The sequence below is a fragment of the Streptomyces sp. HUAS 15-9 genome, from assembly GCF_025642155.1.
In the GTDB taxonomy this organism is placed as follows: Bacteria; Actinomycetota; Actinomycetes; order Streptomycetales; family Streptomycetaceae; genus Streptomyces.
Window position 1 is genome coordinate 8,655,880 of record NZ_CP106798.1, and the last position, 22,746, is coordinate 8,678,625.

A 22,746-nucleotide genomic window follows, 5' to 3' on the forward strand; every position below is an offset into this window, starting at 1 on the left:
CCTTGTCTCTCCTGTGAGGAATCTGAAGTACGTCGCCGGGGCGCGTGTGCGGTCAGCGCCTTTCGAACCGCGACGGCACGGGAAAGTAGGCGGTGAGGAAGGCACGCAGGACGCGGTCCTGTTCGTCGACCGGGACTTCCGCGTTCGGAGATTCGCCGATGCAGAACACGCTGTGGCTGCGTGTGGCGAGCAGCCGGCTCAGACGGGTGTGGTGATCGTAGCGGCCGGCGTTGATGAATGAGCTGGAGAGGGTGGAGGGGTGTGACCGGCCGGTGAGATAGCTGTAGTGGTGGTGCAGTGAGGAGGGGAGGGACAGGTCCGTCCTCGCCCGGAAGGCGCTGGAGGCGGTGGTGGCGAGCTCGCTCGGGTATGTCTCCTCGATCTCGGTGAGTACGCTGCGTCGCAGCGGGTGGGGGGTGTGCAGAAAGCCCTGTGTCGTGGTCCGTTGGAAGTCCCGCTGGAGCAGGGCCCGGTTGTTCTTGGCGGCGGCGAAGTAGCCCTCGTCCTCAGGCGACAGCGGCACAGGAGGAACCGCGGTGGGTGACCAGAAGAGGCGGGTGTGGCCGTTGCTGGTGAAGAATGACTGCGGGGTGAGGGGGCGGCCAAGGAAGACGTCGTCGTTGAAGTAGAGGAAGTGCTCCGACAAGCCGTCGATGTGGTGGAGTTGGCTCTCGATGGCGTGCGAGTTGAAGGTGGGCAGCCATTCCGCCTTGGTGAAGATCTCCCGGTGGCTGACGACGGTGACGCCGGGCTGGGACGTGTCCAGCCAGTGCGGGACCTGGTCGTCGGTGACGATGTAGATATTGCGGATCCAGGGGGCGTACATGGCCAACGACCGCAGGGAGTAGCGTAGTTCGTCGCGGTTGCGGAACCGCACATCCCCGCTGTCCGCTTCTTCGCCTTCTTCGTCGGCGATACCAGCGGCCTTCCTCGCCATGTCGCGCCGTTCGCGCCACTCGGGGTCCGTGTCGTCGACCCAGGTGTAGACCGCGTCGATGGGGAAGTCGATGTCCCCGACGAGGCGGTCGGTGAATGCCGTCGCGGTGGGATAGTCGCGCTCGCCGACGCGCAGCTGTGCGGTGGGTTTCAGATCGGGCAGACAGGGCCCGACCAGGGTGGATCCCCGGGGAGCCCGGCGCCAGCCGGGCAGTTCCTCGCTCTCGTCGTTCTCGGCCCAGAATTCGACCTGGCAGCCGTACGCCGGGCCATAGCGCAGGGTGCGGCTCTCGGTGGTCACCGGTTTGAAGACGCGCAGGCCCATGACGTCCCCGACCGCACGCAGCCGCTCGGCCAGCACCGCACCGGGCGCCACTCCCTTGGGAGTGATCAGCTCCGCGTAGACCGGTTGGGCGTGGAGCGCGGTGGCGAGCGCGTGCAGAACCTGCTCGCGGTGTTCGATCTCGACGGCGAGGCGATGGGTAGGAGTGCCGTCGCGCACCATGAGGTAGGGGACATCGTGCGCGGTGAGCGCCTCGGCCACGAGCTCGAGATTCCACTCGGCCATGCGTGCCGCGGAGATGTCGTCGCGTACCTCGGCGAGACGGCCGGCGCTTCTGACGAGAGTCCCCGTACGGTCCTTGGCCTGGAGCATGACCTCCCTGGCCTTTTGTTCGTCCGTGGAAGCCGCCAGCACGCTGACGGGGGCGGCGATGTTGAAGTGGCGGCTGCCGCCGGCGGCGACCCGGCGGGCCATGCGGTCCGCGCGGTCCGCGGTACGGGAAGCCGTGGTCCGACGGGCTGTCAGGCGGGTGAAGAGTTCTTCCCACTGAGAAGTGATGCGCTGCGCCGAGAACCGCTCCTGCACACCGGCACGGCCCGCCGCACCGTACGACCGGCGCAGCGCGTCATCGGCCATCAGCGTGGACATCGCTTCGGCCAGGGCTTCCTTGTCCGCCGCGGGCACGAGCAGGCCGTCGATTCCATGGCGGACGATCTCCGCCGGGCCGGTGACGACGTCGTAGGCGATGACGGGCAGGCCGGCAGCCATCATCTCCAGCAGGACCAGGGGGAACGCCTCGTTGCGGGAAGGCAGCACAGCCAGGCCCGCCTTGGCCCACTCGCTCTCCATCTGGGGGGACTGGCCGAGGAGTTGGACGCGGTCGTGGAGGTTCAACCCCTCGATCATCCGGCGGAGACGAACTTGCTGCGGCCCGTCCCCGAAGATACGCATGGTCCATCCGGGGTGCTCGTCGCAGAGGGACCCGAACGCTTCGATGGCATGGTCGAGCTGTTTCTCGGGCGTCATCCGGGCGGCCAGGACGATCGTCTTGTTCGTGAGGTCCGAACGGGGCCGAAAGCCGTCCGGAACGGCATTGGGTATGGCGGCCAGGACCGGTGCGGCGGCGCCGAGGGAGTCGGCGAACCACTCGCTGGTGCGCTCGGTGAGTGAGACGAGCGCGTCGACCGCGGGTGCGTACATCAGCAGTGGTTCGCCGGTGACCCCGCGCAGCTGGGAGGCGCGATGCTCCTGGTGGACGGTGATGACGTCCCAGGGCACCAGCTCCGCCGCGGCGGCGAGAAGAGCCGGGGTCGTGGTGATCAGTACGTCGGTGTCCAGGGTGGAGAGCGCCGCCGTCATCTCGATGTCCGAGAGCCGGTCGAAGGTGGGTTCCCAGTCGGGCTTGATGATCTCGCTGGGGAGCGAGGTGAGGAAACGGCACGTCCCCTCGTCGAGCGTGCCGGCGCGCACCGGCCGGCCGACGCTGCCGGTGCGGTCGACGAGGTAGCGTCGTGACACCCCGCGGCCGGCCTCGAAGAAGGGTTCCTCGAGGGTCTTGAAGACGCTGAGCACTTCCACTTCATGGTGTCGTGCGAGGTGCGCGGCTTGGGTGTAGACAGCCATCTCTGTGCCGCCCATGCCGTCGGCCCAGGTGAGCAGAAAAGTGATCTTCATCGGGTGCGGTCCTCGGGTGTGGGAATGATGGTGCAGCTCACCGCGGCCTTTCCGGCTCCGGAGACATGGGCGTGCACCCGCAACAGCGTGCCGTCGGGCAGCGCGACGGTGCGGAACGGAGTACGGAAGACCTTGCCGGGATGTCTGATGTCGGTCAGCCGTCGACCGATCTTGATCTTCGTACGGCCGTACCGCAGACGCAGGTCCCACAGACGCGCTGTCTTCGCTCCCGCGGACATGGCGGCGAGCGGTACGTCGAACGTGAACCGATCGCCCTGCCACTCGGGGCGGACCGGGACGATGCTGCCCACGGTACGCGGCACCGCTTCAGCCGTGAAGTGCGAGGGCGGGAGACCTGGCGCGATCAGCCGGCCGTGGACGGTGACGCGATCCCATCGCACGGAGAAGCCGGTGAGTTCGGCCTGCCGGCGTGGGGCGACGACCTTGAGCATCACGTGACCCTCGAGGGAGCGCACCAGCCGAAATACCGTGCCCGACCCAGCACTTGGGCAGGACGGGCGGGTGGGGCCGTCCCCGGCGGGCGTGGGTGGCGCCGTCACGGCGAACCGAGCCGTGGAACCCGAGCGGTATGCGACAACGACAGTCAGCCGCCACAGGCCGTCCCCGAGTCTGAGACCCGGCTGCCGCGGATCGTCATGGCGTGGATGGCACAACGCGGTGGTGGCCGTCAGCAGAGTGGATCCGTCCTGCAGGCCCTCCGGATCCAAGGCAATACGGCGTGACTCCGCACGCCGCTCCAGGTGCAGGAACGCGGACGCGAGTTCGTCATGACCGACGGGAGACGGCACAGCCACGTTGAGCGTCCCACCGCCGAGCACCGAGAGGTGAACCGGGCGCAGCGCCGACCGACCACGCCCCGGACCACCGAAGGCGGGAACAGTCCTGATCTGTTCCATGCTGCCACGGGCCCGTCTCACCGTACGGCGGGCCCGCGCCGCAAGGGTCACGGCATGGGACAACAGAGCTTGGTTCATGACACCCGGTTACCTCTGCTTGCGCTTGACGGTGGAACACAAGAGTGGGCACACACTTGTTGGCCAACAGGACCGCTCCCCGACACCGTTCGTTCCCATTCGAGTCTGTGATCCGTGTTACTGCCGCGACAGTGAACCTGCCAGTTTTCGGCGGCATCCTCACCGGGGCGAAGGTCTCTCGCACTGCCGGCGCTATGCCCGGCAGCCCTGGAGAGGACGGGAAAGGTAAGGCTCACCATGGACCCAACCGCCACCGAACAAGAACTGCCGCAGTCGACGCGGTCACCGACTTCCCCTGCCGAACCCCGATCCGTCAACAGCCGCTCAGTCAATGCGGAAGGAGCCGCTCTTGTCAGGGCCTACCGCGCGTTAATGCCACACCGGCTGCGCCGGACCATCGCCCGCCGCTACTCTCCCGAGTCGCGAAGAAAACTCAAGGCATTGGTGAGTGGTGCGTTCGTGACGGCCGTGGTGAGCCGCACGATGCGATCGCTGCTGGCCCTGCTGTGTCGTTCACGGATCGCGGCCACCGGCGCCGTCGTCACGTGGGCCCATGGCCGTGCGCGCATCGCATTCAGAGAGGTGAACCTCGCGCCGCATGTGGCCCGGACCGGCAACCTGTCCAGAGTGACAGCCGCCCTGGAGCAGTCCGGCGTCGACTACTTCTGCATACGCGGTCAGGAGCGGCACTCCGTCATCGTCGCGGTGCCTGAAGGCGACCGGCAGCAGGCCGTGAACTCACTGCGCAAGCTGTGCCATGAGGTTCCGGGGTATCTGGTGCGCCGAGGAGCCCGCGGCCCTCGTATCGTTCCCGCCCACCGGGCGCGCGCGTGGCGGGTGGGTTCGGCTGCGTCGACGCTGAGCCTGTTCTGGTTCTACACCGAGCCCGGTGAACAACTGGTACTGGGGCCCGAACATGCCTGCGAGATCGAGTTCTGGGCGCCGGAAGACGGCATGCTCCGCGCGCCGCGCCGCAACGCGGTCACCGAGTCCCTACCTCTTGACGAGCCCGAAGTGCGGTCTCCCCTTTCGGACTTCACGGCACCGGCCGGGCTCCACGCCACTTCCACCGCAACGGTGCGCACCCGCAAGGCCTTCACAGCACTGCTCCCCGGAGACGTCGCCTTTCCCGTGGACGCGGTCTACACCTGGGTCGACGGCAACGATCCGGCGTGGCTGCGCCGTCGGGCGGCGGTGTCGAGCGCGGGCCTTCATGAGGAGGCGGCCAACGCGGGCCGGTACGCCGACCACGACGAACTGCGGTACTCGCTTCGTTCGCTGTCCATGAATGCCCCGTGGATCCGCAACATCTACATCGTGACCGATGACCAGACGCCAGGGTGGCTGGACACTGCCCAGCCCGGTATCACAGTGGTCAGCCACCGCGACATATTCAGTCGGCAGGAGTACCTTCCCACGTTCAACTCGCATGCCATCGAAAGCCAGCTCCACCACATCGATGGCCTGTCCGAGCAGTTCCTCTACTTCAACGACGACGTCTTCCTGGGGAACGAGGTCCTTCCCGAGGACTTCTTCCTCGCCAACGGCCTCAGCAAGTTCTTCCCTTCACCCGCTCTGGTGCCCCTCGGGCCTCGCCTCGCCGAGGACCCACCGGTTTCCCTCGCGGGCAAGAACAACAGGGCCATCGTCCAGGACCGTTTCGGCAGGCTGCTGGTACAGAAGATGCGTCACGTCCCGCACCCCCTGCGGCGCACCATTCTCGATGAGATCGAAAAGGACTTCCCCGAACAGCATCAGCTGACGGCCAGTACGCGCTTCCGGGGGCCGGACGACCTGGCTGTGCCGTCGTCGCTGTACCACTACTACGCGTTCCACACACAGCGGGCTCTGCCCTCGGAACTCTCCTATGTCTACGTGGATGTGTCGTTGCCCAACTCGGCGAATCGACTCGACCAGTTGCTGCTGAAGCGCGACAAGAAGGTGTTCTGCCTCAACGACACCTGCTCGACGGAGACAGACTTCGACCGGTGCAACCGGCTGCTGAGGTCTTTCCTCGACGCCTACTTCCCCGTGCCGAGCCGATTCGAGAAACGCTCCTGAACCGCCTGCTCCTCCGGCTCCCAGGCCTGGAGCAGGCCGAAGATTCGTCGGTCGCCGTCGAGCTTCAGGGAGTCCACCGGAATGTGGCCGTACAGGGCGAGGACCAGCTCACCGGCCGTGCCCCGGGCGGCGTCGGCCGCGTCCGGGTCCTCACCGGCAGCGGTGGCGGGCGTTGCGCCGGGCGCGGGGAGACGGGTGGTCCGCGCACCGTCGGCGGAGAGCGACAGGCGCCAGGAGCGGCCCTCGGCAGCGTGGTAATCGACGACAGCGGGCTCGTGCGGCCAGGCGCTCGTCGTCGCGCAGCAGGTGGGCAGGAACTCGTCGACACCGTCGAGTGCCACCTCGTCCGGCAGCGGCTGCGCGGCACCCACGGTGATCTGGGCGTCGTAGGTGTGAAGCGCGATCTCCTGGAGCTGGTGCCGGGCGACGGCACCGCAGGTCTGCGGCGACTGCGATGTACCCCACCACGTCCAGCAACCGCGATCCGGGCCGGCCGCCCGCAGTGCGTCCAGAAGGTGCTGCGTCGATCCGGCAACCAGGCCGGCAGAGCTTCGCGCTCCCGAGGCGCAGCCTGGGCGCCCTTTGCCGCGGACTTGGCCGGGGGAGCGGCGGCAGGCCCTGCGGCGACGATGGCGGCCCAGCGGCGGCGCCCCTCGCCCAGGTGCCGCACCAGATCGAACAGCGTCCACTCGGGGCAGGTCGGCACCCGCACGTCGAGACTGGGCGCGGCGGCGACCGCGGCGCGGAAGGCGGTCGACCGTTCGTCGATCAGGCGCAGCAGGTCAGGGCGCTCCAGAGCCTTTCCCACTCCGGTTGTCTGCCACCGTGCTCCGCCGACCGGCACGCGATTTCCTGTCGAGCAGCCCCGTACCGCGTGCAGACCATCGATGGTCGCCCTGCGTGAGCAGTCGCTGATCGTGCGTGCGGTTGTCGTCCCTCGTGCGGCACGGGATGCTGAGGGAGCACGGAGGGAAGCGGTGCCATGGATCGTTTTCCGAATACGGCCAACGTCGATTTCCACAGTCCTTTGGACCTCTCCAAGGCCGCCGTCGCAGTACTGGACGCCGAAGGCCGCATTTCCGGGTGGGGAGCCTCGGCCCAGCGCCTCCTCGGACATTCACCGGAGGACGTGCTCGGAAAGCCCGCCGGCCGGCTGCTGACAGCGGCCCCCGGACAGCGGCTGTCGGCCCTCTGCAGGACGCACAAGCCCCGCAGTACCGTCCTGGACCTGTGCTGCCGGGACGGACGCACCCTGCGTGCGGCCGTGACGTTCAGCCCCCTCGAACACCTGGGTGTCGCCGCGACCGTCGTGGTCGCGGCCGAGTTGGAGGTGCTGCGCGGCTGGGAGGCGCAGCTGGCGATGCTCCAGGGAATGACGACCGAGTCGACCGTGGGCCTGACGATCTTCGACACCGACATGCGCGTCGTCTGGGGGAACGTCTCCACCGATCTGGAGCTCGCGGGGATCGCCCAGTACATCGGCCGGCCGGCCGCGGCCCTCTTTCCCGAAGGCGAATTCATCTCCCGGCACCACCCCCCGGACGAGGACCAGATCATGGAGCACGTCATGTCGACGGGCGAACCGATCATGGGCATGCACTATCGCGGCCGCGCCCCCGCCGACCCGGTGCGCGAACACGTCTGGTCCTGCTCGTACCACCGGCTGGTGGACGCCAGGGGCGAGCTGCTGGGGCTGTTCGAGGAGTCCCTGGACATCACCGACCGCTACCGTGCCCAGGAACGGCTGTCGCTGCTCGTACGGGCGGGAAAGCGCATCGGTGCCTCGCTGGACGTGCGTCGTACGGCCGCGGAGCTCGCCGACGTGGCGGTACCGCAGCTTGCCGACGAGGTGCTGGTGGATCTGCCGCCGGCGGTCATCGAGGGACGGCAGCCGCCGACGGGCTCCGCGCCGGGGCACAGTCTGCTGCGGATGCACGGCAGGACCCCGGAGGAGTTCCGGACCAGTCCCATCTCCTACCCACCGTCGTCACCGCAGGCTCTGAGTCTGGCCACCAGCCGCCCCGTCATCGACGACTCACCACCCGACTCACCACCCGAGGCACTGGGCGAGAGGGGATCGGCCGCCTCGCCCTCCTGCCTCTTCGTCCCGCTCCTCACCCGCGATGCCGTCCTGGGGCTTGCCACCTTCCGGCGCAGCAGCAACCCCGACCCCTTCGGGCCCGAGGAGCAGACGCTCGCCGTGGAACTGGCCGAGCGAGCCGCCGTCGGCATCGACAACGCCCGCCGTTACACCAGTCAGCATGCGGCAGCCCTGGTGCTGCAGCGAAGCCTGCTGCCCCAGCACCTGCCCGAGCAGAGCGCGGTCGACGTGGCGTACCGCTATCTGCCTGCCGACAGCCGCGTGGGCGTGGGCGGCGATTGGTTCGACCTGATCCCGTTGTCGGGTGCCAGAGTGGGCCTGACCGTCGGCGACGTGGTGGGCCACGGTGTGCACGCGGCCGCGACCATGGGGCGGCTGCGCGCCACCGTACGGACCCTGGCCCTGCTGGACCTGGACCCGGCCGAGTTGCTCACCCGGCTGGACGGCCTGGTCGCGCAGGACGAGGAACCCCACGGGAATGACGGGCTGAGCGACGAGGCGCTCGGCGTGACCTGTCTGTACGCGATCTACAACCCGGTCAACGGCCGGTGCACCTGGGCGAGCGCGGGCCATCCCCCGCCGATCGTGGCCGATGCGAGCGGCTCGGTGGCCCTGTCCTCGCTGATGCCGGGACCGCCCCTGGGGCTGGGCGGCCTGCCCTACGAGAACGTCGACCTGAACTTGTCCAGCGGCAGCCTGGTGGCGTTCTTCACCGACGGCGTCGTGGAGGACCGGCGCACCGACATCGACAGCGGGATCGACCGCCTGGCGCAGGTGCTCACCTGGCGACGATGCCCGCTGGAGGAGCTGTGTGACCGGGCGCTGTCGGCCTTGCCGCCCGGACCACAGGTGGACGATGCCACACTGCTGCTCATCCGCACCCGGCGGCTCGAAGCCGACCACGTGGCGGACCTGGAGCTGCCGCCCGACCCGGCCATGGTGGCCCACGCCCGCGCACTCACCGAGCGCCAATTGGAAACCTGGGGCCTGTCCGACCTGTCGTTCAACGCCGAACTCGTGGTGAGCGAGCTGGTCACCAACGGCATGCGGTACGCCACCGGCCCCGTCATGCTGAGGCTGATCAAGGATCGCTGCCTGCTGTGCGAGGTGTCCGACAACGCGCACACCGCACCACACCTGCGGCGAGCGCGTCGGGACGACGAGGGAGGCCGGGGCCTGTTCCTCGTCGCCCAGTTGTCCCAGCGCTGGGGTACGCGGTACACGGCATCCGGGAAGACCATCTGGGCCGAACTGGCCTTCCCGTAGCCGGAGATCGGATGGAGCCTCGCTGCTCGCTTACACGAATTGGGATCATGTGCATGTGATGACTTGAAGAAGTCTTCAAGTCATGCGCACGCGTCGGCCCGGCCCCGGGACGGCTTATACCTCGAGCTGCTCCTCCACCTTCTTGAGTTGATGGCGAGCCATCGCCAGATTCGAACGGGTCTTGTCGAGCACGAGGTACAGGAACAGCCCGTTGCCGTTACGGCCGGCGACCAGCCGGATGAGGTGGTACTGCTTCTCCAGGGTGATCAGGATGTCCTCGACCAGGCCCTTGAGACCCAGATGCTCCATGGTGCGCACCTCGGCGCGGATGACATCAGTGTTCCCGGCCGCGGCGACCGTCAGATCCAGGCCCTTGCCCCCGCCCAGCGTGCCCAGGGCCATACCGCTGGTGTAGTCGACGACCGCCGCCCCCAGCGCCCCGTCGACCCCCGCCATCATCTCCTTCAGTGACACTTCCACACTCGTCATCGAAGCCTCCCCTTTGGGTTGTCGGCTGCGGCGGGCCGCCGGCTTGGGACCCGCCCTCGTGGCCGCACCGTAGGCGGGCGGATCCAGTGCCAGGGACGCCTCTCCACAGGTGACACACAATGATCGAAAGGCGGTCTGCGAAGCTCGTCCGATGACCAGGATTGACGCGCGGGGCTGGATACAGCGTTCGGACGCGGAGCGGCCGTGCACCGAGCGTGCTCTGTCCCTCGGTGAGGAAATGGCCTGGTGCACTGTCACGTTGACAGCGGGGGCGGGGCCGCTGACCGGCCTCGAACTGAACTGGTATGCCGTGGGCGTCCGAGGCCACGGTCGCAAAGTTACGGCATCGTCATCGACCACACGAAGGCCATGCGGGATCCAGCGCTCCGGACACTGGGAAGATCACCAGCATGACCTTCCGTATCGACCGGATCCTCGGTGACAGGCCCTTCGCCGAAGTCGGTGATCCCGCGCTCGCTCTCGCCGACGAGAGCCGCGGCCTGTTGGCGGTAGCAGGCGCGCGCGAGGTCGGCAGCACCGCGCCGGTCGGTGTCTATCGCACCGACGATCTGGCCTGCTGTGCCCTTCTCCGTTCGCGTTACCCCGTGCATGCCATGGCCTTCCACCCCACGCTTCCCCTCCTCCTGGTCGGCACGGGACGATACGACGGCGGCTACTTCTTCGAAGGGGAACTGCTCCTGCTGGACTTGGAGACGGGCAAGGCCACATCGCTTGTCGAGCACGAGCTCGGCCGTCAGATCCTGGGTGTGGAATGGCTCAACGATCAGGAGCTGCGCGTACTCATGGCGCCGCCTGACGACTGGGACGACGAGGACGCACATGCTGAGGGGCACGTTGCGAACGTGCTGCGTCCTGACTGGAGAGCCGTACCGCCCAGGTCGATCACTCCTGACGAACTGGCCGGTCCACGGGTGGCGGCACCGCGGTCCGACCGGCGAGAGGAAGCGCGACGGACAGTCTCCGCCGTAAGCGCAGCCTGGGATCCGCGGCGTCACATTCGAGCGGTGCGGGAACTGTCGGACGGAAGGATCCTCGCGACGCTCGACGCGGTCCAGTTGGAGTGCTGGCTTCCGTCCGGGGAGCGGCAGTGGGCGGTTCCGGATGAAGAGGGCGGCCGTGACGTCGTCGTCGCCGCAGACGAGCAGTCGGCTTGGGTCGGTCTGGTACGCCCCCTTCGGGATGAGTTTCCTCAGTCCGTCGTCCAGCTGTCGCTCCAGGACGGAAGACGGCTCGATCATCTCCGGCCGGGTGCCCCGGTATCCGTTGTCCGCTGTGCTGATGGCCTGCCTGCCTTCGCACCTGCCGGGCGCAACGGAGAGCGGAGCAGGCTGCACATCCGTCGTGGCAGTCGGATCTATTTCCGGGCGACAGCCCCTGGAGAAGGGGTCCGCGAGCCTGATCCGGGTGAAGTATGGCTCGCCGCAGTCGACCCGGACGTCATACCCGCTGCCGAACGCCCACGCGAGCCGACGGAAGCGGAGGTCGGCCGGCTGTTCCCGTACTCGTGGACCTCGGACGAGACACACTTCGCGGGCCCGGGTGCTGAGGTCGCGGATGGGTCTCTGGTCTACGCGGGCACTGTGTACAACGGCCATGGTCTGCAGCCCGGTGGGTCGTTCGTCGTACGGCGCGAGACAACTGCCGGGAAGCCGAGTTGGGTCTTCAGAACCGACACAAAGGCCACGGACCTCGACTGCGACAGGGAAACCGCATATGTCACGTACGACGACGGCGAGATCGTCGCGCTCGATCTCCGCGACGGCACCGTGCGGTGGCGCCGGCATCTCACTGTCGCCGGAGTTCTCGTCGTGCCGACCGCAGTGACCGTCGCCGGGCCGACGCGGCTGCTCATCGGCACCGGCGACGGACGCGTGCTGGGCTGCTCGACCGGATAGCGCGATGACCCAATACGCGCTCCCTGTTCACGCCTGCGCCCACTGGGAGCGCCGTCAGTCGGTCGTGTCCGTCGACGCCAGGGCCGTGAGGGCGGCGTCGAGGCGGCGGGTGGCCTCCTCGGCGACCGGGCGGAGGGCGTCGAGTTCGGTGAGGGCGACCATCGTGTTCGGGTCGAGGACCTGTACGGCGGTGCGGTCGCCGTCGCGGCGGACCACCACGTTGCAGGGCAGCAGCAGACCGATGGAGCGGTCGGTCTCCAGCGCGCGGTGGGCGAGGGGCGGGTTGCAGGCGCCGAGGATGACGTAGTCCTCCATGTCGTGGTCGAGCTTGGCCTTCAGCGTGGCGGTGATGTCGATCTCGGTGAGGATGCCGAAGCCCTGGGCGGCGAGGGCGTCGCGGGTGCGGGCGACGGTGGTGGCGAAGTCGGCGTCGAGGTGGACGGTGCGGTCGTAGCGCATGGCGGTGGTCTGCCCTTCTGATCGGCTCGCGTGGCGCGGGGCGGGTGTCCGGCCGGGTGTGACGTGCTCATGAGGTATTTCCGGGCCTTCCCGGCCCTTGGAAATACCCCCTGGGGTACTCATGTTACCTTCCTATGTATACCCCCTGGGGTAATCAATCACCGGAAGGGAGTACCTCGTGTTCTTCATCGACACGATCGAGGTGTCGGGGCTCGGCAACCGCAGCTATCTCGCGGGCGGTGAGCGCGCGGCCGTGGCCGTCGACCCGCCGCGCGACTTCGACCAGGTGATCGCGGCGGCCGCTCGGCGCGGGGTGCGGATCTCGCACGTCGTCGAGACGCACCTGCACAACGACTACGTGACCGGCGGACTGGAGCTCGCCCGGGTCACGGGCGCCGCCTACCTCGTTCCCGCCGGAGCCCGCGTCGCCTTCGACCGCGTACCGGTGCACGACGGCGACCGTACGGATGTGGACCCCGAGGCCGGCCTGACCCTGCGCGCGCTGTCCACGCCCGGGCACACCCCCCACCACACCTCCTACGTGCTGGAGGAGAACGGCACGGCGGCCGCGGTGTTCACCGGTGGCTCGCTGCTGATCGGCACCGTCGGCCGCCCCGATCTGGTCGAGCCCCGGCTGACCGAGGGGCTGGCCCGCGCCCAGCACGCCTCCGCGCATCGGCTGGCCGCCGAGCTGCCCGAGGAGACCGCCGTGCTGCCCACCCACGGGTTCGGCAGCTTCTGCTCGTCCTCCCAGGCCGAGGGCAGTGCCACGACCATCGGCAAGGAGAAGGTGTCCAACGAGGCCCTCACCCGGGACGTCGACACCTTCGTCGCCGATCTGCTGGCCGGCCTGGACGACGTCCCCGCCTACTACGCGCACATGGGCCCGGCCAACGCCGCCGGACCTGCGCCCGTCGATCTGACACCGCCCGCCCTGGCCGACGCCGAGGAGATAGCCGCCCGGCTGGGTGCGGGGGAGTGGGTGGTGGACCTGCGCAATCGGGTCGCCTTCGCCGAGGGGCACCTCGCAGGCTCGTTCAACTTCGAGGCGGAGGGGCAACTGGCCACGTATCTGGCCTGGCTGATCCCCTGGGGCAAGCCGGTCACCCTGCTCGCCGAGTCGCCCGAGCAGCTCGCCGCAGCCCAGCGTGAGCTGGTGCGGGTGGGTATCGACCGCCCGGCCGCCGCGGCCACGGGCGGGCCTGCCGACTGGACGCGCGAGGGCGAGGTGCCGGCCTCCTTCCCGAGGGGAACCTTCGCCGACCTCGCCGGGCGATCCGAGGACGTCGTCCTCCTGGACGTGCGCCGGACGTCGGAGCGGGCCGGCGCGTACGTCGAGGGCTCGGTCCACATCCCGATCCATACCCTCCACCGCCGCCTCGACGAGGTTCCCGAGGGTGAGGTGTGGGTCCACTGCGCGGGCGGGATGCGCGCCGCGATCGCCGCCTCCCTGCTGGACGCCACGGGCCGGGACGTCGTCGCCGTGGACGACTCGTTCGACGCGGCGGAGAAGGCGGGACTCACCGTCCGGACCGCCTGACAGCGCCGGGCGCAGCGGCCGAACTTCCGTACCGACATGGGACACAGGAGCCAGAAACCCAGATGAGCATCTTCCGACGAGGCCTACGAAGCCGACGAGGCCCTGGGCGCGTCAGCGTGCAGGAGGCGGCCGCGCGCACCGGGCACGGCGCCGATGACAGCGGTGACGCCGTGCTGCTGGACGTGCGCGAACCGTACGAGTGGCAGGCGGGGCACGCGCCGCGAGCCGTGCACCTGCCACTGTCCGCGCTGGCCGCCGGGGCGGGGCTGCCCGCCCATGCGCAGGCGCGGCCCCTGGTCGTGATCTGCCGCTCCGGCAACCGCTCCCGACAGGCAGCCGAACTGCTCGTCGCCCGCGGCTCCCAGGCCGTGGACGTGATCGGCGGGATGCGGGACTGGGCCGACGCGGGTCTGCCGGTGCTGGACGAACGCGGCCGTAACGGCACCGTCGCGTGAGCGCGGTCATACTCGCCCTGGCCGCCGGAGCGGTCATCGGCCTGGCGCTCGGCGCGCTCGGGGGCGGCGGCAGCGTCCTTGCCGTCCCCGCGCTGATCTACCTGCTCGGCTTCAGCCCGGTCGGGGCGACGACCGCGAGTCTGGTCATCGTCACGCTCACCTCGGTCACCGCGCTGGTCGCGCATGCCCGCGACGGGCATGTGCGGTGGCGTACGGGGCTGCTGTTCGCGGCTGCCGGGATCGGCCCGGCGATGCTGGGCGGCGCGCTCGCCGCCCGCGTCCCGGAGGCCGCACTGACGGCGGCGTTCGCCGTGGTCGCGGCAGCGGCCGCCGTCCGCATGCTACGTTCCGGGCCCGCTGCGGAGGGCACCGTGACGGTGCGGCCGGGGCGGGCCGCGGCGGCCGGTGCCGGGCTCGGCGCGGTCACCGGCGTCCTCGGTGTCGGCGGTGGCTTCCTCGCCGTACCGGCGCTGGTGGGCGTGCTCGGCATGCGGATGCGCAACGCGGTGGCCACCAGCCTGTTGGTCATCTCCGTCAACTCACTGGCCGCGCTGGCGACCCGGGCCGGTACGGTCGAGGGGCTGGACTGGGCGGTGGTGGGCCCCTTCATCGGAGCCGCGATCCTCGGCGCCTGGGACGGCAAGCGGCTGTCCGCGAAGGTCTCCGGGCCAACGCTTCAGCGGATCTTCGCCCTGGCGCTGCTGGCCGTGGCCGGCTTCATGCTGATCGACGCGGTCGCGTGAGGCCAACCTCAAGACATGGTCACGCCAACGACAGGAAGAGCTTCTCCAGCCGGGCCCGCATCGCCTCAGGGTCCTCACCGTTCTTGCGGCCGGACTCCATGTCCGTCACGCACTGCTGCAGGCCCGTCGCGATGATCGCGAAACCGGCGCGGTCCAGCGCGCGCGAGGCGGCGGCGAGCTGCGTGACGACGTCCTCGCAGTCGCGCCCCTCCTCGATCATCCGGATCACCCCGGAGATCTGCCCCTGTGCCCGGCGCAGCCGGTTCAGCACGGCCTTAAGTCCCGCACCCTCAAGCTCCAGTTCCACGATCACTCCTCGAAAGATACCCCTAGGGGTACTGTACGTCCCGGTTCGGGACGACGTCGACCATTAAGGATCACAGCTGCCATGACCAACTCCCCCGCTCCCGTCACACTCGCCACCGACCAGGCCCGCACCCGGTTGCACGAGTTCACGGTCATCGATGTGCGCACGCCCGCCGAGTACGCCTCGGGTCACCTGCCCGGGGCGCTGAACATCCCCCTGGACCACATCCGGCGGGCCCTGCCGGACATCCGGGACGCGGCCGAGCGCGGTGACGTCCTCGTCGTGTGCGCCTCCGGAGCTCGTTCTGAGAACGCCTGCGCGCTCCTGGCCGCACAGGGCATCGCCACGGCGACCCTGGCCGGCGGCACCGGTGCCTGGGCCGCCGAGGGGCACGACCTGCACACACCGGCTGCCTGCGACACCCGTGCCGGCTGGAGCATGGAACGCCAGGTGCGCTTCACCGCCGGCACAGCCGTTCTCCTGGGCCTCGTCCTGGGCGTGCTCGTGCACCCTGCCCTCCTGCTGATCTCGGCCGGTATCGCGGGCGGCCTGGTCTTCTCCGCATTGACGAACACCTGCGGCATGGCCGTCATGCTCGGCAAGCTGCCGCACAACCGCCCGCGCGAGGCCGACCTGGAGGCCACGCTCGCCGCTCTCCGCAGCCGCTGAACCCTCGCGCTCCAGGGCACCCGCGCAGCACGCCGTGGGTGCCCTGAGCCCTCAGTTCCCGCCCGCCGCACCCGCGGCGGCCTGCCGGCGCACGTCCTCCATGTCGACGGCCCGGACCTTGCCGATGAGCTCCTCCAGCGCCTGCGGCGGCAGGGCGCCCGGCCGGGCGTACAGCACGGTCCGGTCCCGGACCGCCATGAGCGTGGGGATGGACGAGATCTGGAAGGTCGCGGCGAGTTCGGGCTGAGCCTCGGTGTCGACCTTGCCGAACACGATGTCCGGGTGACGTTCGGCCGCCTTCTCGTAGACCGGGCCGAACATCTTGCACGGTCCGCACCAGGCCGCCCAGAAGTCGATCAGCACGATGTCGGAGCCGGTGACGGTCTCCTCGAAGTTGTCCTTGGTCAGTTCGACGGTCGGCATGGGTTTCCCTCTCCTCCTGCGCATATACCCGGTCGGGTATCTGGTGTATACCCGGTGGGGTATCTCTTGAGGTCAACCGCTGCCGGGTCGGGTTTGTTCCGCGCGGACCAAGACCAGTGACCAAGACCAGTGGTGGCTGAAGGGATCGGCTCAGGGCTCCAGCGCGATGTCGATCTCCGGCGGCTGGTGGAGGGTGTTGTGGATCGTGCAGTGCGAGGCCACGGCCAGCAGGGCCGCACGGCGCTCTTCGGGCAGCTCCGGCGGCGGGACGACCACGACGTGCAGGGAGGCGACCCGGGCCGGGCGGTCGGTGGCCAGGGTGAACTCCGTGCGGACGCGCAGGCCGGCGCGGGGGAGCCCGTGCCGGTGCAGGTAGCGGCCCGCGTAGAACGCGACGCAGGTGGCCAGCGATGCCGCGAACAGCTCGGTCGGTGTGGGTGCGGTGTCCATGCCGCCGGCCTCCGGCGGCTGGTCGACCTGGAGGCGGTGTCCTCGGACGTCCACCGTGTAGGCGTCCTGCTCGACGTGGGTGACCTCGAGACGGTGCACGGCCGCGGACTGCGGGCGGTTCGTGCTGAGGGTGTGCGGTGTGGTGCCGGTCATGGCCGAGTGTCCTTCTCGCTGGTGTCGGCTGCTCCGGAATCCAGTCGACCACTGAGCACGGGGGTGGGGCGAGGGGCCGACAGGGTGTGCCGAGGACCGTTTCGGCCCTCGCGTTCATTGTCTCACTGATATACCCTACGGGGTATTTTTCCAGGGTGTTCGCGGCGGATGAGCGGACTCCCGGGGCCGGTGGTCCCGGCCGAAGACATACCCGGGTGGGTACCGAGTAGGGACGAGAGGCCCATGCCCGGCTGTCGTCTTCCGTACGACAGTGGGGACATGGGCAAACACATCGTGATTCTCGGCGGCGGAACCGCCGGCACCATGACGGCGAACCGCCTGTGTCGCTTGTATGACCGGTGCGAGTACCGGATCACGGTCGTCGACCAGGACGACGACCACCTCTACCAGCCCGGCCTGCTGTTCGTGCCGTTCGGGCTCGCCCAGCCGCGCCACCTCGTGCGGTCCCGTCCCCGGCAACTGGACGCGGCCGTCGACTACAAGCAGGCGCGGATCGAGCGGGTCGACCTGGATGCGCGCACGGTGCACCTCGCCGAGGGCATCCGGGTGTCGTACGACATCCTCGTGGTCGCCACCGGAGCGACGCTGGTGCCGGAGGAGACCGAAGGCCTGACCGGCCCCGGCTGGGGCGAGAAGGTCTTCACCTTCTACGACCTGCCCGGCGCGACCGGTCTGCACGACGCGCTGGAGCGCTTCGACGGCGGACGCGTGGTGATCGACGTGGCGGATCTGCCGGTCAAGTGCCCCGTCGCACCACTGGAGTTCGCGTTCCTGGCCGACTGGTACTTCCAGCGGCGAGGCATCCGGGACCGGGTCGAGCTGGCATACGTCACCCCGCTGGACGCGGCCTTCACGAAGCCGGTCGCGGCCAAGGCGCTGGGCGGTCTGCTCAAGGAGAAGGGGGTTGAGCTGGTCACCGAGTTCACGCTCGGCGAGGTCGACGGTGCCGGGGGCCGACTGGTGTCGTACGACGAGCGCGAGGTGCCCTTCGATCTGGCGGTGGTCGTGCCGCTGCACGCCGGCGCGGCGTACGTGGGCCGCTCCGAAGGGCTGGGCGACGAGCTGGGCTTCATCCCCGTCGACCCGCACAGCCTCCAACACCCGGACCGCCCCGAGGTGTTCGCCATCGGCGACGCGGCCGGTCTGTCGGCGTCGAAGGCGGGCTCGGTGGCCCACTTCGAGGGCGAGGTGCTGGTGCGCAACATCGGGCGCTTCCTCGCCGGACAGCCGCTGGACGCCTCGTTCGACGGACACACGAACTGCTTCGTGGAGACCGGCTTCCACAAGGCCCTGCTCATCGACTTCAACTACGACACCGAGCCGCTGCCCGGCCACTTCCCGGGCCCGGTCGGCCTGCCACTGCTGAAGGAGTCGCACGCGAGCCACCTCGGCAAGCTCGCCTTCGAGTGGCTGTACTGGCACAGCCTGCTGCCCGGCCGGGAAGTGCCCGGCATCGGCTCGGCCATGCCCGAGCGCGGCAAGCACCATGTGTCCGCCTGACCGAGAGGAGCACACCGTCATGCCCACCGCCACCTACGCCGACACCGCCGTCCCCGTCGACGACGAAGGCTTCTTCACCGACCCCGCGCGGTGGACCGAGCCGATGGCCGAGCAGATCGCCCGCGAGCAGGGGATCGGTGAACTGACCGACCGGCACTGGACGGTCATCCGCTTCATGCGCGAGCAGTACGCGGCCAAGGGCACCGGCCCTACCGTGCGGGTGCTCGGCAAGACCTCCGGCGTGAGCGTCAAGGAGCTCTACCAGCTCTTCCCGAAGGGCCCGGCGAAGACCGCCGCGAAGATCGCCGGGATTCCCAAGCCCCGCGGCTGCATCTGAGGAGGGTGCCCGTCATGGCCGACACCGCAACGATCGAGAAGGTCTCGATCATCGTCTCCAAGGGGTCCCTGGAAGGGATCTACCCGGCCCTGATCATGGCCAACGGCGCCCGTGCCGAGGGCATCGAGGCCGACTTGTTCTTCACCTTCTTCGGCCTGGACGCGATCACGAAGAAGCGGTGGGAGCACATCAAGCTGGCCACCGTGGGCAATCCGGGCCTGCACCTGCCGACCCTGCTGGGTGGCATGCCGGGCGTGCCGGACCTGGTCACCCGGTACATGGAACGCAAGATGGAGAAGCTCGACATCCCGCCGATCCCCGAGTTCATCGAGATGATCGCCGACACCGGCGCGGGCATCTATGCCTGCAAGGCATCCGCGGACCTCTTCGAACTCGACAAGGACGACCTGATCGAGCAGGTCCAGGGGATCATCACGGTCGGGGAGTTCTACGAGCGTGCGGCCGGCGGCCAGATCATCTACACCTGAGCCGACCGGCAGGCCCCTGCCTCGTGGGAGGCGGCGTCGTGCTCGGCCAGGCCGGCCTGCAGAAGGAGCAGGCGGGCCAGGTCACGCGCCTCGTCGGAGGTGAGCGCCGCCCACACGCCCGGTTCGCCGCCCTGGTCGCGGCCCACGTCCAGGGTGACCCGGCCGATGGGCCGGTCCGTGGACGCGAGCCGCAGATACCGCACGGCGATCCTGCGCCCACAGGTGGTCACGACGCAGCTGTCCTCGCTCGTCAGGGGCCTCTCACGTCCTGCCGTCGTCATGGTCCTCACGCTCCTCCGCCGGGTCGGTGACGGTCCCCCCTCGGCTGTTGTCTGCGATCTGAATACCCAGAGGGGTATAAGTGACAGCGTCAGGCGAGGCCGCATTGTTCCCCGGCGCGGGGCTGCGGGCGTCCGTTCACGGACGGGTGGCGAGGCGGTCCTGGCTTCCGTTGTCCGGCATCGCCGGGGCGTCGCTCGTCCGCTGCGGCGATCGTCCCGAGCGCCTCAGCATGTACCAGCTGAGGGCGATGCCGGCAGCCGCGGCCACGGAGGCCCATGTCCAGGGGCTGGTCAGCAGGGTGTGGCGCAGGTCGGTGCCGATCTGCTGGCTGAGGACGAACACTCCCATGACGGCGACGAACCAGCCGAAGGACTTGCGCAGCGCGTCCTGCGGGATGCGTCCGGCGAGCAGACCGCCGAGCACGCTGCCGACCACGGCCGTCGCCGTGACAAGCGCGGCGAAGCCCCAGTCGATGTGCACGCTGGCGAGGTAGCCGGCCAGGCCCGCGAAGGACTTCATGGCGATGACCAGCAATGAGGTGCCGACCGCGACCGTCATCGGCAGGCCGCCGAGCAGCGCGAGCGCGGGCACGACGAGGAAGCCTCCACCGGCGCCGACCAGCCCGGTGACCAGGCCGACGACGATGCCGTCCAACAGGACGTGGAGGACGGGGAGTTCGTGATGGACCTTCTTCGGCGCCCGCCTCCGCCCCCGGATCATGGCGACCGCGGTGGCGATCATCATGAGGGCGAACGCGATGAGCAGGACCGTGCCGGGGACGAACTCGGCCAGACGTCCGCCCGCGTAGGCGCCGGTCATGCCCGCCAGACCGAACAGCAGCCCCGTACGCCAGCGGACGCGTCCGGCACGGGCGTGCGAGACGACCCCGGCGGCACTGGTGACGCCGACGACGAACAGGGAGGTGGCGATGGCCTCCTTGGTTTCCATACCGGCCAGGTAGACCAGAATGGGCACGGTCAGGATGGATCCGCCGCCGCCCAGGACGCCGAGGCTGACGCCGATGAGCAGGGAGGCGGCGATGATGACGGCGATCATGACGCACCCCGCAGGGCGCCGACGACCGTGTCGAGGTCGGTGCGTGGGCCGCGGTTGTAGGGCAGCTTCGACAACAGCATGCCCATCGCACAGGTGTTGGTGAGCGCGGCGACGGCCAGCCCGGCACCGACGGCCGTGCCGATCAGGTGCAGTCCGGGCACGAACAGGCCCGCGACGCCCGTCACCAGCACCAGGCTTCCGGCGACGAGCCGGACCTGGCGCTCCAGGTCCCAGCGCTCAGGCCCTCGGGTGAGCGCGCCGCCGGCGGACTCCCATGCCATGACGCCGCCGTCAAGGACACGCAGGTTGGGCAGTCCGGCCTCGGCGAGGGCCTGTTCGGCCTGGGCGGCACGGGCGCCGGAGCGGCAGATGAGGACCACGTCCTCGTCGAGGTGGTGGAGCAGTTCGGCGCGGTGCTCGCGCAGGGTGTCGAGGGGGACGTTGTAGGAGCCGGGGATGTGGGCGGTGTGGAACTCGCCGGGCGTGCGCACGTCCAGCAGACGCGGGCCATGGCCGGACTGGGTCAGATGGCGCAGGGTGGCGGGATCGAGGCGTGCTGTGTCGGCATGGAGGGTCATCGGGGGTTCCCTGTCGTCCGTGAAGCGTTCTTTGTCTTCTGTGAAGCGCTTTCCGTGAAGCGATTTCTGTGAAGGGTTCTTTTCGATGGGGCGGGCGGCGGCCGCTGCCACGGCCGCCGCCCGGTTCGTGGGTGGATCAGACGTCGGCCGACGCGGGCAGGGCGAGCCACGCGCCGTAGCCGCCGAGCAGGTCGGAGACGTCGGTACGGCCCTCGTGGCGCAGCAGGCTGGTGGCGATGGAGGAGCGGTGGCCGCCGGCGCAGTGCACGACCAGGGTTCGGTCGGTCGGGACCTCGTCGATGCGGCGGCCCAGTTCGGCCAGCGGGATGTGCAACGAGCCCTCGATGAAGCCCTCTTCGCGCTCGGAGGTGTTGCGCACGTCCAGAACCAGCGGTGGTTCATCGCCGTCCAGCAGTTGGCGCAGCTCGTCACCGGTCACGCGGCTGGCCTGCTCCATCTCGTCGGCCAGAGCGGGGAAGGCGCCCTCGGGCTCGCGCAGATACCCGCCGACCTTGTCGAAGCCTATGCGGGCGAGTCGGGTGACGACCTCCTCCTCGCGATCCTGTGGCGCGACCACGACCACCTCCTGCTCGGGGGCGACGACCATGCCCGCCTGCTCGGCGAAGCGGCCGTCCGCGGGCACGTTGACGGAGCCCCGCAGATACCCGGGCGCGAAGTCCTGCGGCGAACGGGCGTCGATCACGACCGCTCCCGTCGCGCGCCGCTCCATGAACTCCTCCACCGACAGCGGCCGGGGTGCGGTGGCCGCGTCGAACAGGCCGTGCTCCTTGCGGTTGAGGATGGCGTCGTAGACGAAGTAGGCGGGCGCGGACGGCTGCCCCGCCGTCACCAGCTCCACGAACCGCTCCTCGCTCATCGGCCGGCAGGCGTAGTTGGTGGCACGCTGTTGGCCGATGGTGGACTGACGCTGGGTGGAGAGGTTCTTGCCGCAGGCGGAGCCGGCGCCGTGGGCGGGGAAGACCCGCACGGCATCCGGGAGGGCCATCAGCTTGTGCTGGACGGTGTCGTAGAGCATCCTGCCGAGTTCGTCGGCGGTCACGCCGATCGAGGCCAGCAGGTCGGGGCGGCCGACGTCGCCGATGAAGAGCGCGTCACCCGTCAGCACGCCGTAGGGGACCGTGTCGTCCGCGTGCTCGTACACCAGGACGCTGATCGACTCCGGCGTGTGACCGGGGGTTTCGAGGATCTGGAGCTGGACGTCGCCGAGGCTGATGCGTTCGCCGTCGGTCAGCTTGCGGATGGGGTACTCGGCCTCGGCGCGCTGCCCGTAGCCGATCCAGGCACCGGTGCGGTCGGCGAGCTCCAGATGGCCGGCGAGGAAGTCGGCGTGGAAGTGGGTGTTGACGACCGCCTCGATGGTGAATCCGTGGGCGGCGGCGTCGGCTAGGTACTCGGAGACGTCGCGGCGCGGGTCGACGACGACGGCCTTGCCCGTGGTCTCGTCGGCGATCATGTACGACGCCTGGGAGAGGCAGTCGAGGTAGTACTGGGCGAAGAACATGGTCGGGTGACCTCCACAGCGGATGGGTTCGATTACCCCGGG

21 protein-coding genes and 1 pseudogene are annotated in these 22,746 nt (G+C 69.4%); 10 read left to right on the forward strand and 12 right to left on the reverse strand.

The genetic code is table 11. The features are described from left to right. Positions 1-52 precede the first annotated feature (52 nt). Both N8I87_RS39215 and N8I87_RS39220 read right to left on the reverse strand, forming a co-directional pair. Complete coding sequence (locus tag N8I87_RS39215) at positions 53-2,893, reverse strand: stealth conserved region 3 domain-containing protein (protein WP_263215681.1); 2,841 nt, start codon at positions 2,891-2,893, stop codon at positions 53-55. Next, positions 2,890-3,369 (reverse strand): hypothetical protein, encoded by a 480-nt coding sequence (locus N8I87_RS39220; RefSeq protein WP_263215682.1) that lies wholly within the window; start codon positions 3,367-3,369, stop codon positions 2,890-2,892. Before N8I87_RS39220 ends, N8I87_RS39215 begins: the two co-directional genes overlap by 4 nt. A gap of 756 nt (positions 3,370-4,125) precedes the next feature. Between N8I87_RS39220 and N8I87_RS39225 the strand changes: the two genes are divergently transcribed. Beyond that, complete coding sequence (locus N8I87_RS39225) at positions 4,126-5,949, forward strand: stealth family protein (RefSeq protein WP_263215684.1); 1,824 nt, start codon at positions 4,126-4,128, stop codon at positions 5,947-5,949. On the opposite strand, the pseudogene N8I87_RS39230 reads toward N8I87_RS39225, so the two are convergent. Beyond that, a pseudogene (locus N8I87_RS39230) lies at positions 5,910-6,757 on the reverse strand (maleylpyruvate isomerase N-terminal domain-containing protein). The gene N8I87_RS39225 and the pseudogene N8I87_RS39230 sit on opposite strands and share 40 nt — an antisense overlap. A gap of 174 nt (positions 6,758-6,931) precedes the next feature. Between N8I87_RS39230 and N8I87_RS39235 the strand changes: the two are divergent. Beyond that, positions 6,932-9,316 (forward strand): SpoIIE family protein phosphatase, encoded by a 2,385-nt coding sequence (locus N8I87_RS39235; RefSeq protein WP_263215685.1) that lies wholly within the window; start codon positions 6,932-6,934, stop codon positions 9,314-9,316. 114 nt (positions 9,317-9,430) lie between these two features. Here N8I87_RS39235 and N8I87_RS39240 read toward each other — a convergent pair whose 3' ends face one another. Continuing rightward, positions 9,431-9,805, reverse strand: a complete 375-nt coding sequence (locus N8I87_RS39240; RefSeq protein ID WP_263215686.1) for a hypothetical protein — start codon at positions 9,803-9,805, stop codon at positions 9,431-9,433. Between the two features lie 305 nt (positions 9,806-10,110). On the opposite strand from N8I87_RS39240, the gene N8I87_RS39245 reads away from it, so the two are divergent. Beyond that, positions 10,111-11,721, forward strand: a complete 1,611-nt coding sequence (locus tag N8I87_RS39245) for an outer membrane protein assembly factor BamB family protein (RefSeq protein ID WP_263215687.1) — start codon at positions 10,111-10,113, stop codon at positions 11,719-11,721. A 54-nt stretch (positions 11,722-11,775) separates the two neighbouring features. Here N8I87_RS39245 and N8I87_RS39250 read toward each other — a convergent pair whose 3' ends face one another. After that, complete coding sequence (locus N8I87_RS39250) at positions 11,776-12,180, reverse strand: DUF302 domain-containing protein (protein ID WP_263215688.1); 405 nt, start codon at positions 12,178-12,180, stop codon at positions 11,776-11,778. Positions 12,181-12,358: 178 nt separating this feature from the next. On the opposite strand from N8I87_RS39250, the gene N8I87_RS39255 reads away from it, so the two are divergent. From N8I87_RS39255 to N8I87_RS39265, 3 genes are all read left to right on the forward strand, one after another. Continuing rightward, positions 12,359-13,720: an MBL fold metallo-hydrolase gene (locus N8I87_RS39255; RefSeq protein WP_263215689.1), complete on the forward strand. Its 1,362-nt coding sequence runs from the start codon at positions 12,359-12,361 to the stop codon at positions 13,718-13,720. A gap of 62 nt (positions 13,721-13,782) precedes the next feature. Next, positions 13,783-14,175: a rhodanese-like domain-containing protein gene (locus tag N8I87_RS39260; RefSeq protein ID WP_263215690.1), complete on the forward strand. Its 393-nt coding sequence runs from the start codon at positions 13,783-13,785 to the stop codon at positions 14,173-14,175. Continuing rightward, a complete protein-coding gene (locus N8I87_RS39265) occupies positions 14,172-14,918 on the forward strand; it encodes a sulfite exporter TauE/SafE family protein (RefSeq protein ID WP_263215691.1) in 747 nt (248 codons plus the stop codon). The genes N8I87_RS39260 and N8I87_RS39265 overlap by 4 nt, the downstream gene beginning before the upstream one ends. Positions 14,919-14,937: 19 nt before the next feature. On the opposite strand, the gene N8I87_RS39270 is transcribed toward N8I87_RS39265, so the two are convergent. Beyond that, entirely contained in the window at positions 14,938-15,225 is a 288-nt protein-coding gene (locus N8I87_RS39270; protein ID WP_263215692.1) for a metal-sensitive transcriptional regulator, read from the reverse strand. Between the two features lie 81 nt (positions 15,226-15,306). Here N8I87_RS39270 and N8I87_RS39275 point away from each other — a divergent pair, with 81 nt between their 5' ends. Continuing rightward, positions 15,307-15,894: a rhodanese-like domain-containing protein gene (locus N8I87_RS39275; protein ID WP_263215694.1), complete on the forward strand. Its 588-nt coding sequence runs from the start codon at positions 15,307-15,309 to the stop codon at positions 15,892-15,894. Between the two features lie 51 nt (positions 15,895-15,945). Here the strand turns inward: N8I87_RS39275 and trxA are convergent, their stop codons facing one another. Next, on the reverse strand, positions 15,946-16,317 hold the full coding sequence (gene trxA / locus N8I87_RS39280) for a thioredoxin (protein ID WP_263215696.1): 372 nt from the start codon (positions 16,315-16,317) through the stop codon (positions 15,946-15,948). Between the two features lie 150 nt (positions 16,318-16,467). Beyond that, positions 16,468-16,920 (reverse strand): OsmC family protein, encoded by a 453-nt coding sequence (locus N8I87_RS39285; RefSeq protein ID WP_263215697.1) that lies wholly within the window; start codon positions 16,918-16,920, stop codon positions 16,468-16,470. Between the two features lie 279 nt (positions 16,921-17,199). On the opposite strand from N8I87_RS39285, the gene sqr reads away from it, so the two are divergent. The 3 genes from sqr to N8I87_RS39300 are packed head-to-tail and all read left to right on the forward strand — an operon-like array spanning position 17,200 to position 19,266. Beyond that, positions 17,200-18,441 (forward strand): type III sulfide quinone reductase, selenoprotein subtype, encoded by a 1,242-nt coding sequence (gene sqr / locus N8I87_RS39290; protein ID WP_263215698.1) that lies wholly within the window; start codon positions 17,200-17,202, stop codon positions 18,439-18,441. Between the two features lie 19 nt (positions 18,442-18,460). After that, positions 18,461-18,778, forward strand: a complete 318-nt coding sequence (locus N8I87_RS39295) for a TusE/DsrC/DsvC family sulfur relay protein (RefSeq protein WP_263215699.1) — start codon at positions 18,461-18,463, stop codon at positions 18,776-18,778. 14 nt (positions 18,779-18,792) lie between these two features. Next, positions 18,793-19,266: a DsrE/DsrF/DrsH-like family protein gene (locus N8I87_RS39300; protein WP_263215700.1), complete on the forward strand. Its 474-nt coding sequence runs from the start codon at positions 18,793-18,795 to the stop codon at positions 19,264-19,266. On the opposite strand, the gene N8I87_RS39305 is transcribed toward N8I87_RS39300, so the two are convergent. The 4 genes from N8I87_RS39305 to N8I87_RS39320 form a co-directional block, all read right to left on the reverse strand. Further along, positions 19,257-19,547, reverse strand: a complete 291-nt coding sequence (locus N8I87_RS39305) for a hypothetical protein (RefSeq protein ID WP_263215701.1) — start codon at positions 19,545-19,547, stop codon at positions 19,257-19,259. The genes N8I87_RS39300 and N8I87_RS39305 overlap by 10 nt on opposite strands. Positions 19,548-19,683: 136 nt before the next feature. Continuing rightward, the gene (locus tag N8I87_RS39310) at positions 19,684-20,604 is read right to left on the reverse strand and encodes a sulfite exporter TauE/SafE family protein (RefSeq protein WP_263215703.1); all 921 of its coding nucleotides are present in this window, start codon (positions 20,602-20,604) and stop codon (positions 19,684-19,686) included. Then, positions 20,601-21,182: a rhodanese-like domain-containing protein gene (locus N8I87_RS39315; RefSeq protein WP_263215705.1), complete on the reverse strand. Its 582-nt coding sequence runs from the start codon at positions 21,180-21,182 to the stop codon at positions 20,601-20,603. The genes N8I87_RS39310 and N8I87_RS39315 overlap by 4 nt, the downstream gene beginning before the upstream one ends. A 136-nt stretch (positions 21,183-21,318) precedes the next feature. Next, positions 21,319-22,704, reverse strand: a complete 1,386-nt coding sequence (locus tag N8I87_RS39320; RefSeq protein WP_263215706.1) for an MBL fold metallo-hydrolase — start codon at positions 22,702-22,704, stop codon at positions 21,319-21,321. Between the last annotated feature and the right edge of the window lie 42 nt (positions 22,705-22,746).

Excerpts from the sequence above, each read along its gene's own strand:
- sqr (WP_263215698.1), top strand. The coding sequence starts at position 17,200 with ATGGGCAAACACATCGTGATTCTCGGCGGCGGAACCGCCGGCACCATG.
- N8I87_RS39305 (WP_263215701.1), bottom strand. The coding sequence starts at position 19,547 with ATGACGACGGCAGGACGTGAGAGGCCCCTGACGAGCGAGGACAGCTGC.
- N8I87_RS39310 (WP_263215703.1), bottom strand. The coding sequence starts at position 20,604 with ATGATCGCCGTCATCATCGCCGCCTCCCTGCTCATCGGCGTCAGCCTC.
- N8I87_RS39250 (WP_263215688.1), bottom strand. The coding sequence starts at position 12,180 with ATGCGCTACGACCGCACCGTCCACCTCGACGCCGACTTCGCCACCACC.
- N8I87_RS39295 (WP_263215699.1), top strand. The coding sequence starts at position 18,461 with ATGCCCACCGCCACCTACGCCGACACCGCCGTCCCCGTCGACGACGAA.
- N8I87_RS39285 (WP_263215697.1), bottom strand. The coding sequence starts at position 16,920 with ATGACCGGCACCACACCGCACACCCTCAGCACGAACCGCCCGCAGTCC.
- N8I87_RS39315 (WP_263215705.1), bottom strand. The coding sequence starts at position 21,182 with ATGACCCTCCATGCCGACACAGCACGCCTCGATCCCGCCACCCTGCGC.
- N8I87_RS39320 (WP_263215706.1), bottom strand. The coding sequence starts at position 22,704 with ATGTTCTTCGCCCAGTACTACCTCGACTGCCTCTCCCAGGCGTCGTAC.
- N8I87_RS39215 (WP_263215681.1), bottom strand. The coding sequence starts at position 2,893 with ATGAAGATCACTTTTCTGCTCACCTGGGCCGACGGCATGGGCGGCACA.
- N8I87_RS39260 (WP_263215690.1), top strand. The coding sequence starts at position 13,783 with ATGAGCATCTTCCGACGAGGCCTACGAAGCCGACGAGGCCCTGGGCGC.
- N8I87_RS39225 (WP_263215684.1), top strand. The coding sequence starts at position 4,126 with ATGGACCCAACCGCCACCGAACAAGAACTGCCGCAGTCGACGCGGTCA.
- N8I87_RS39275 (WP_263215694.1), top strand. The coding sequence starts at position 15,307 with ATGACCAACTCCCCCGCTCCCGTCACACTCGCCACCGACCAGGCCCGC.
- N8I87_RS39300 (WP_263215700.1), top strand. The coding sequence starts at position 18,793 with ATGGCCGACACCGCAACGATCGAGAAGGTCTCGATCATCGTCTCCAAG.
- N8I87_RS39235 (WP_263215685.1), top strand. The coding sequence starts at position 6,932 with ATGGATCGTTTTCCGAATACGGCCAACGTCGATTTCCACAGTCCTTTG.
- N8I87_RS39245 (WP_263215687.1), top strand. The coding sequence starts at position 10,111 with ATGCCGTGGGCGTCCGAGGCCACGGTCGCAAAGTTACGGCATCGTCAT.
- N8I87_RS39240 (WP_263215686.1), bottom strand. The coding sequence starts at position 9,805 with ATGACGAGTGTGGAAGTGTCACTGAAGGAGATGATGGCGGGGGTCGAC.
- trxA (WP_263215696.1), bottom strand. The coding sequence starts at position 16,317 with ATGCCGACCGTCGAACTGACCAAGGACAACTTCGAGGAGACCGTCACC.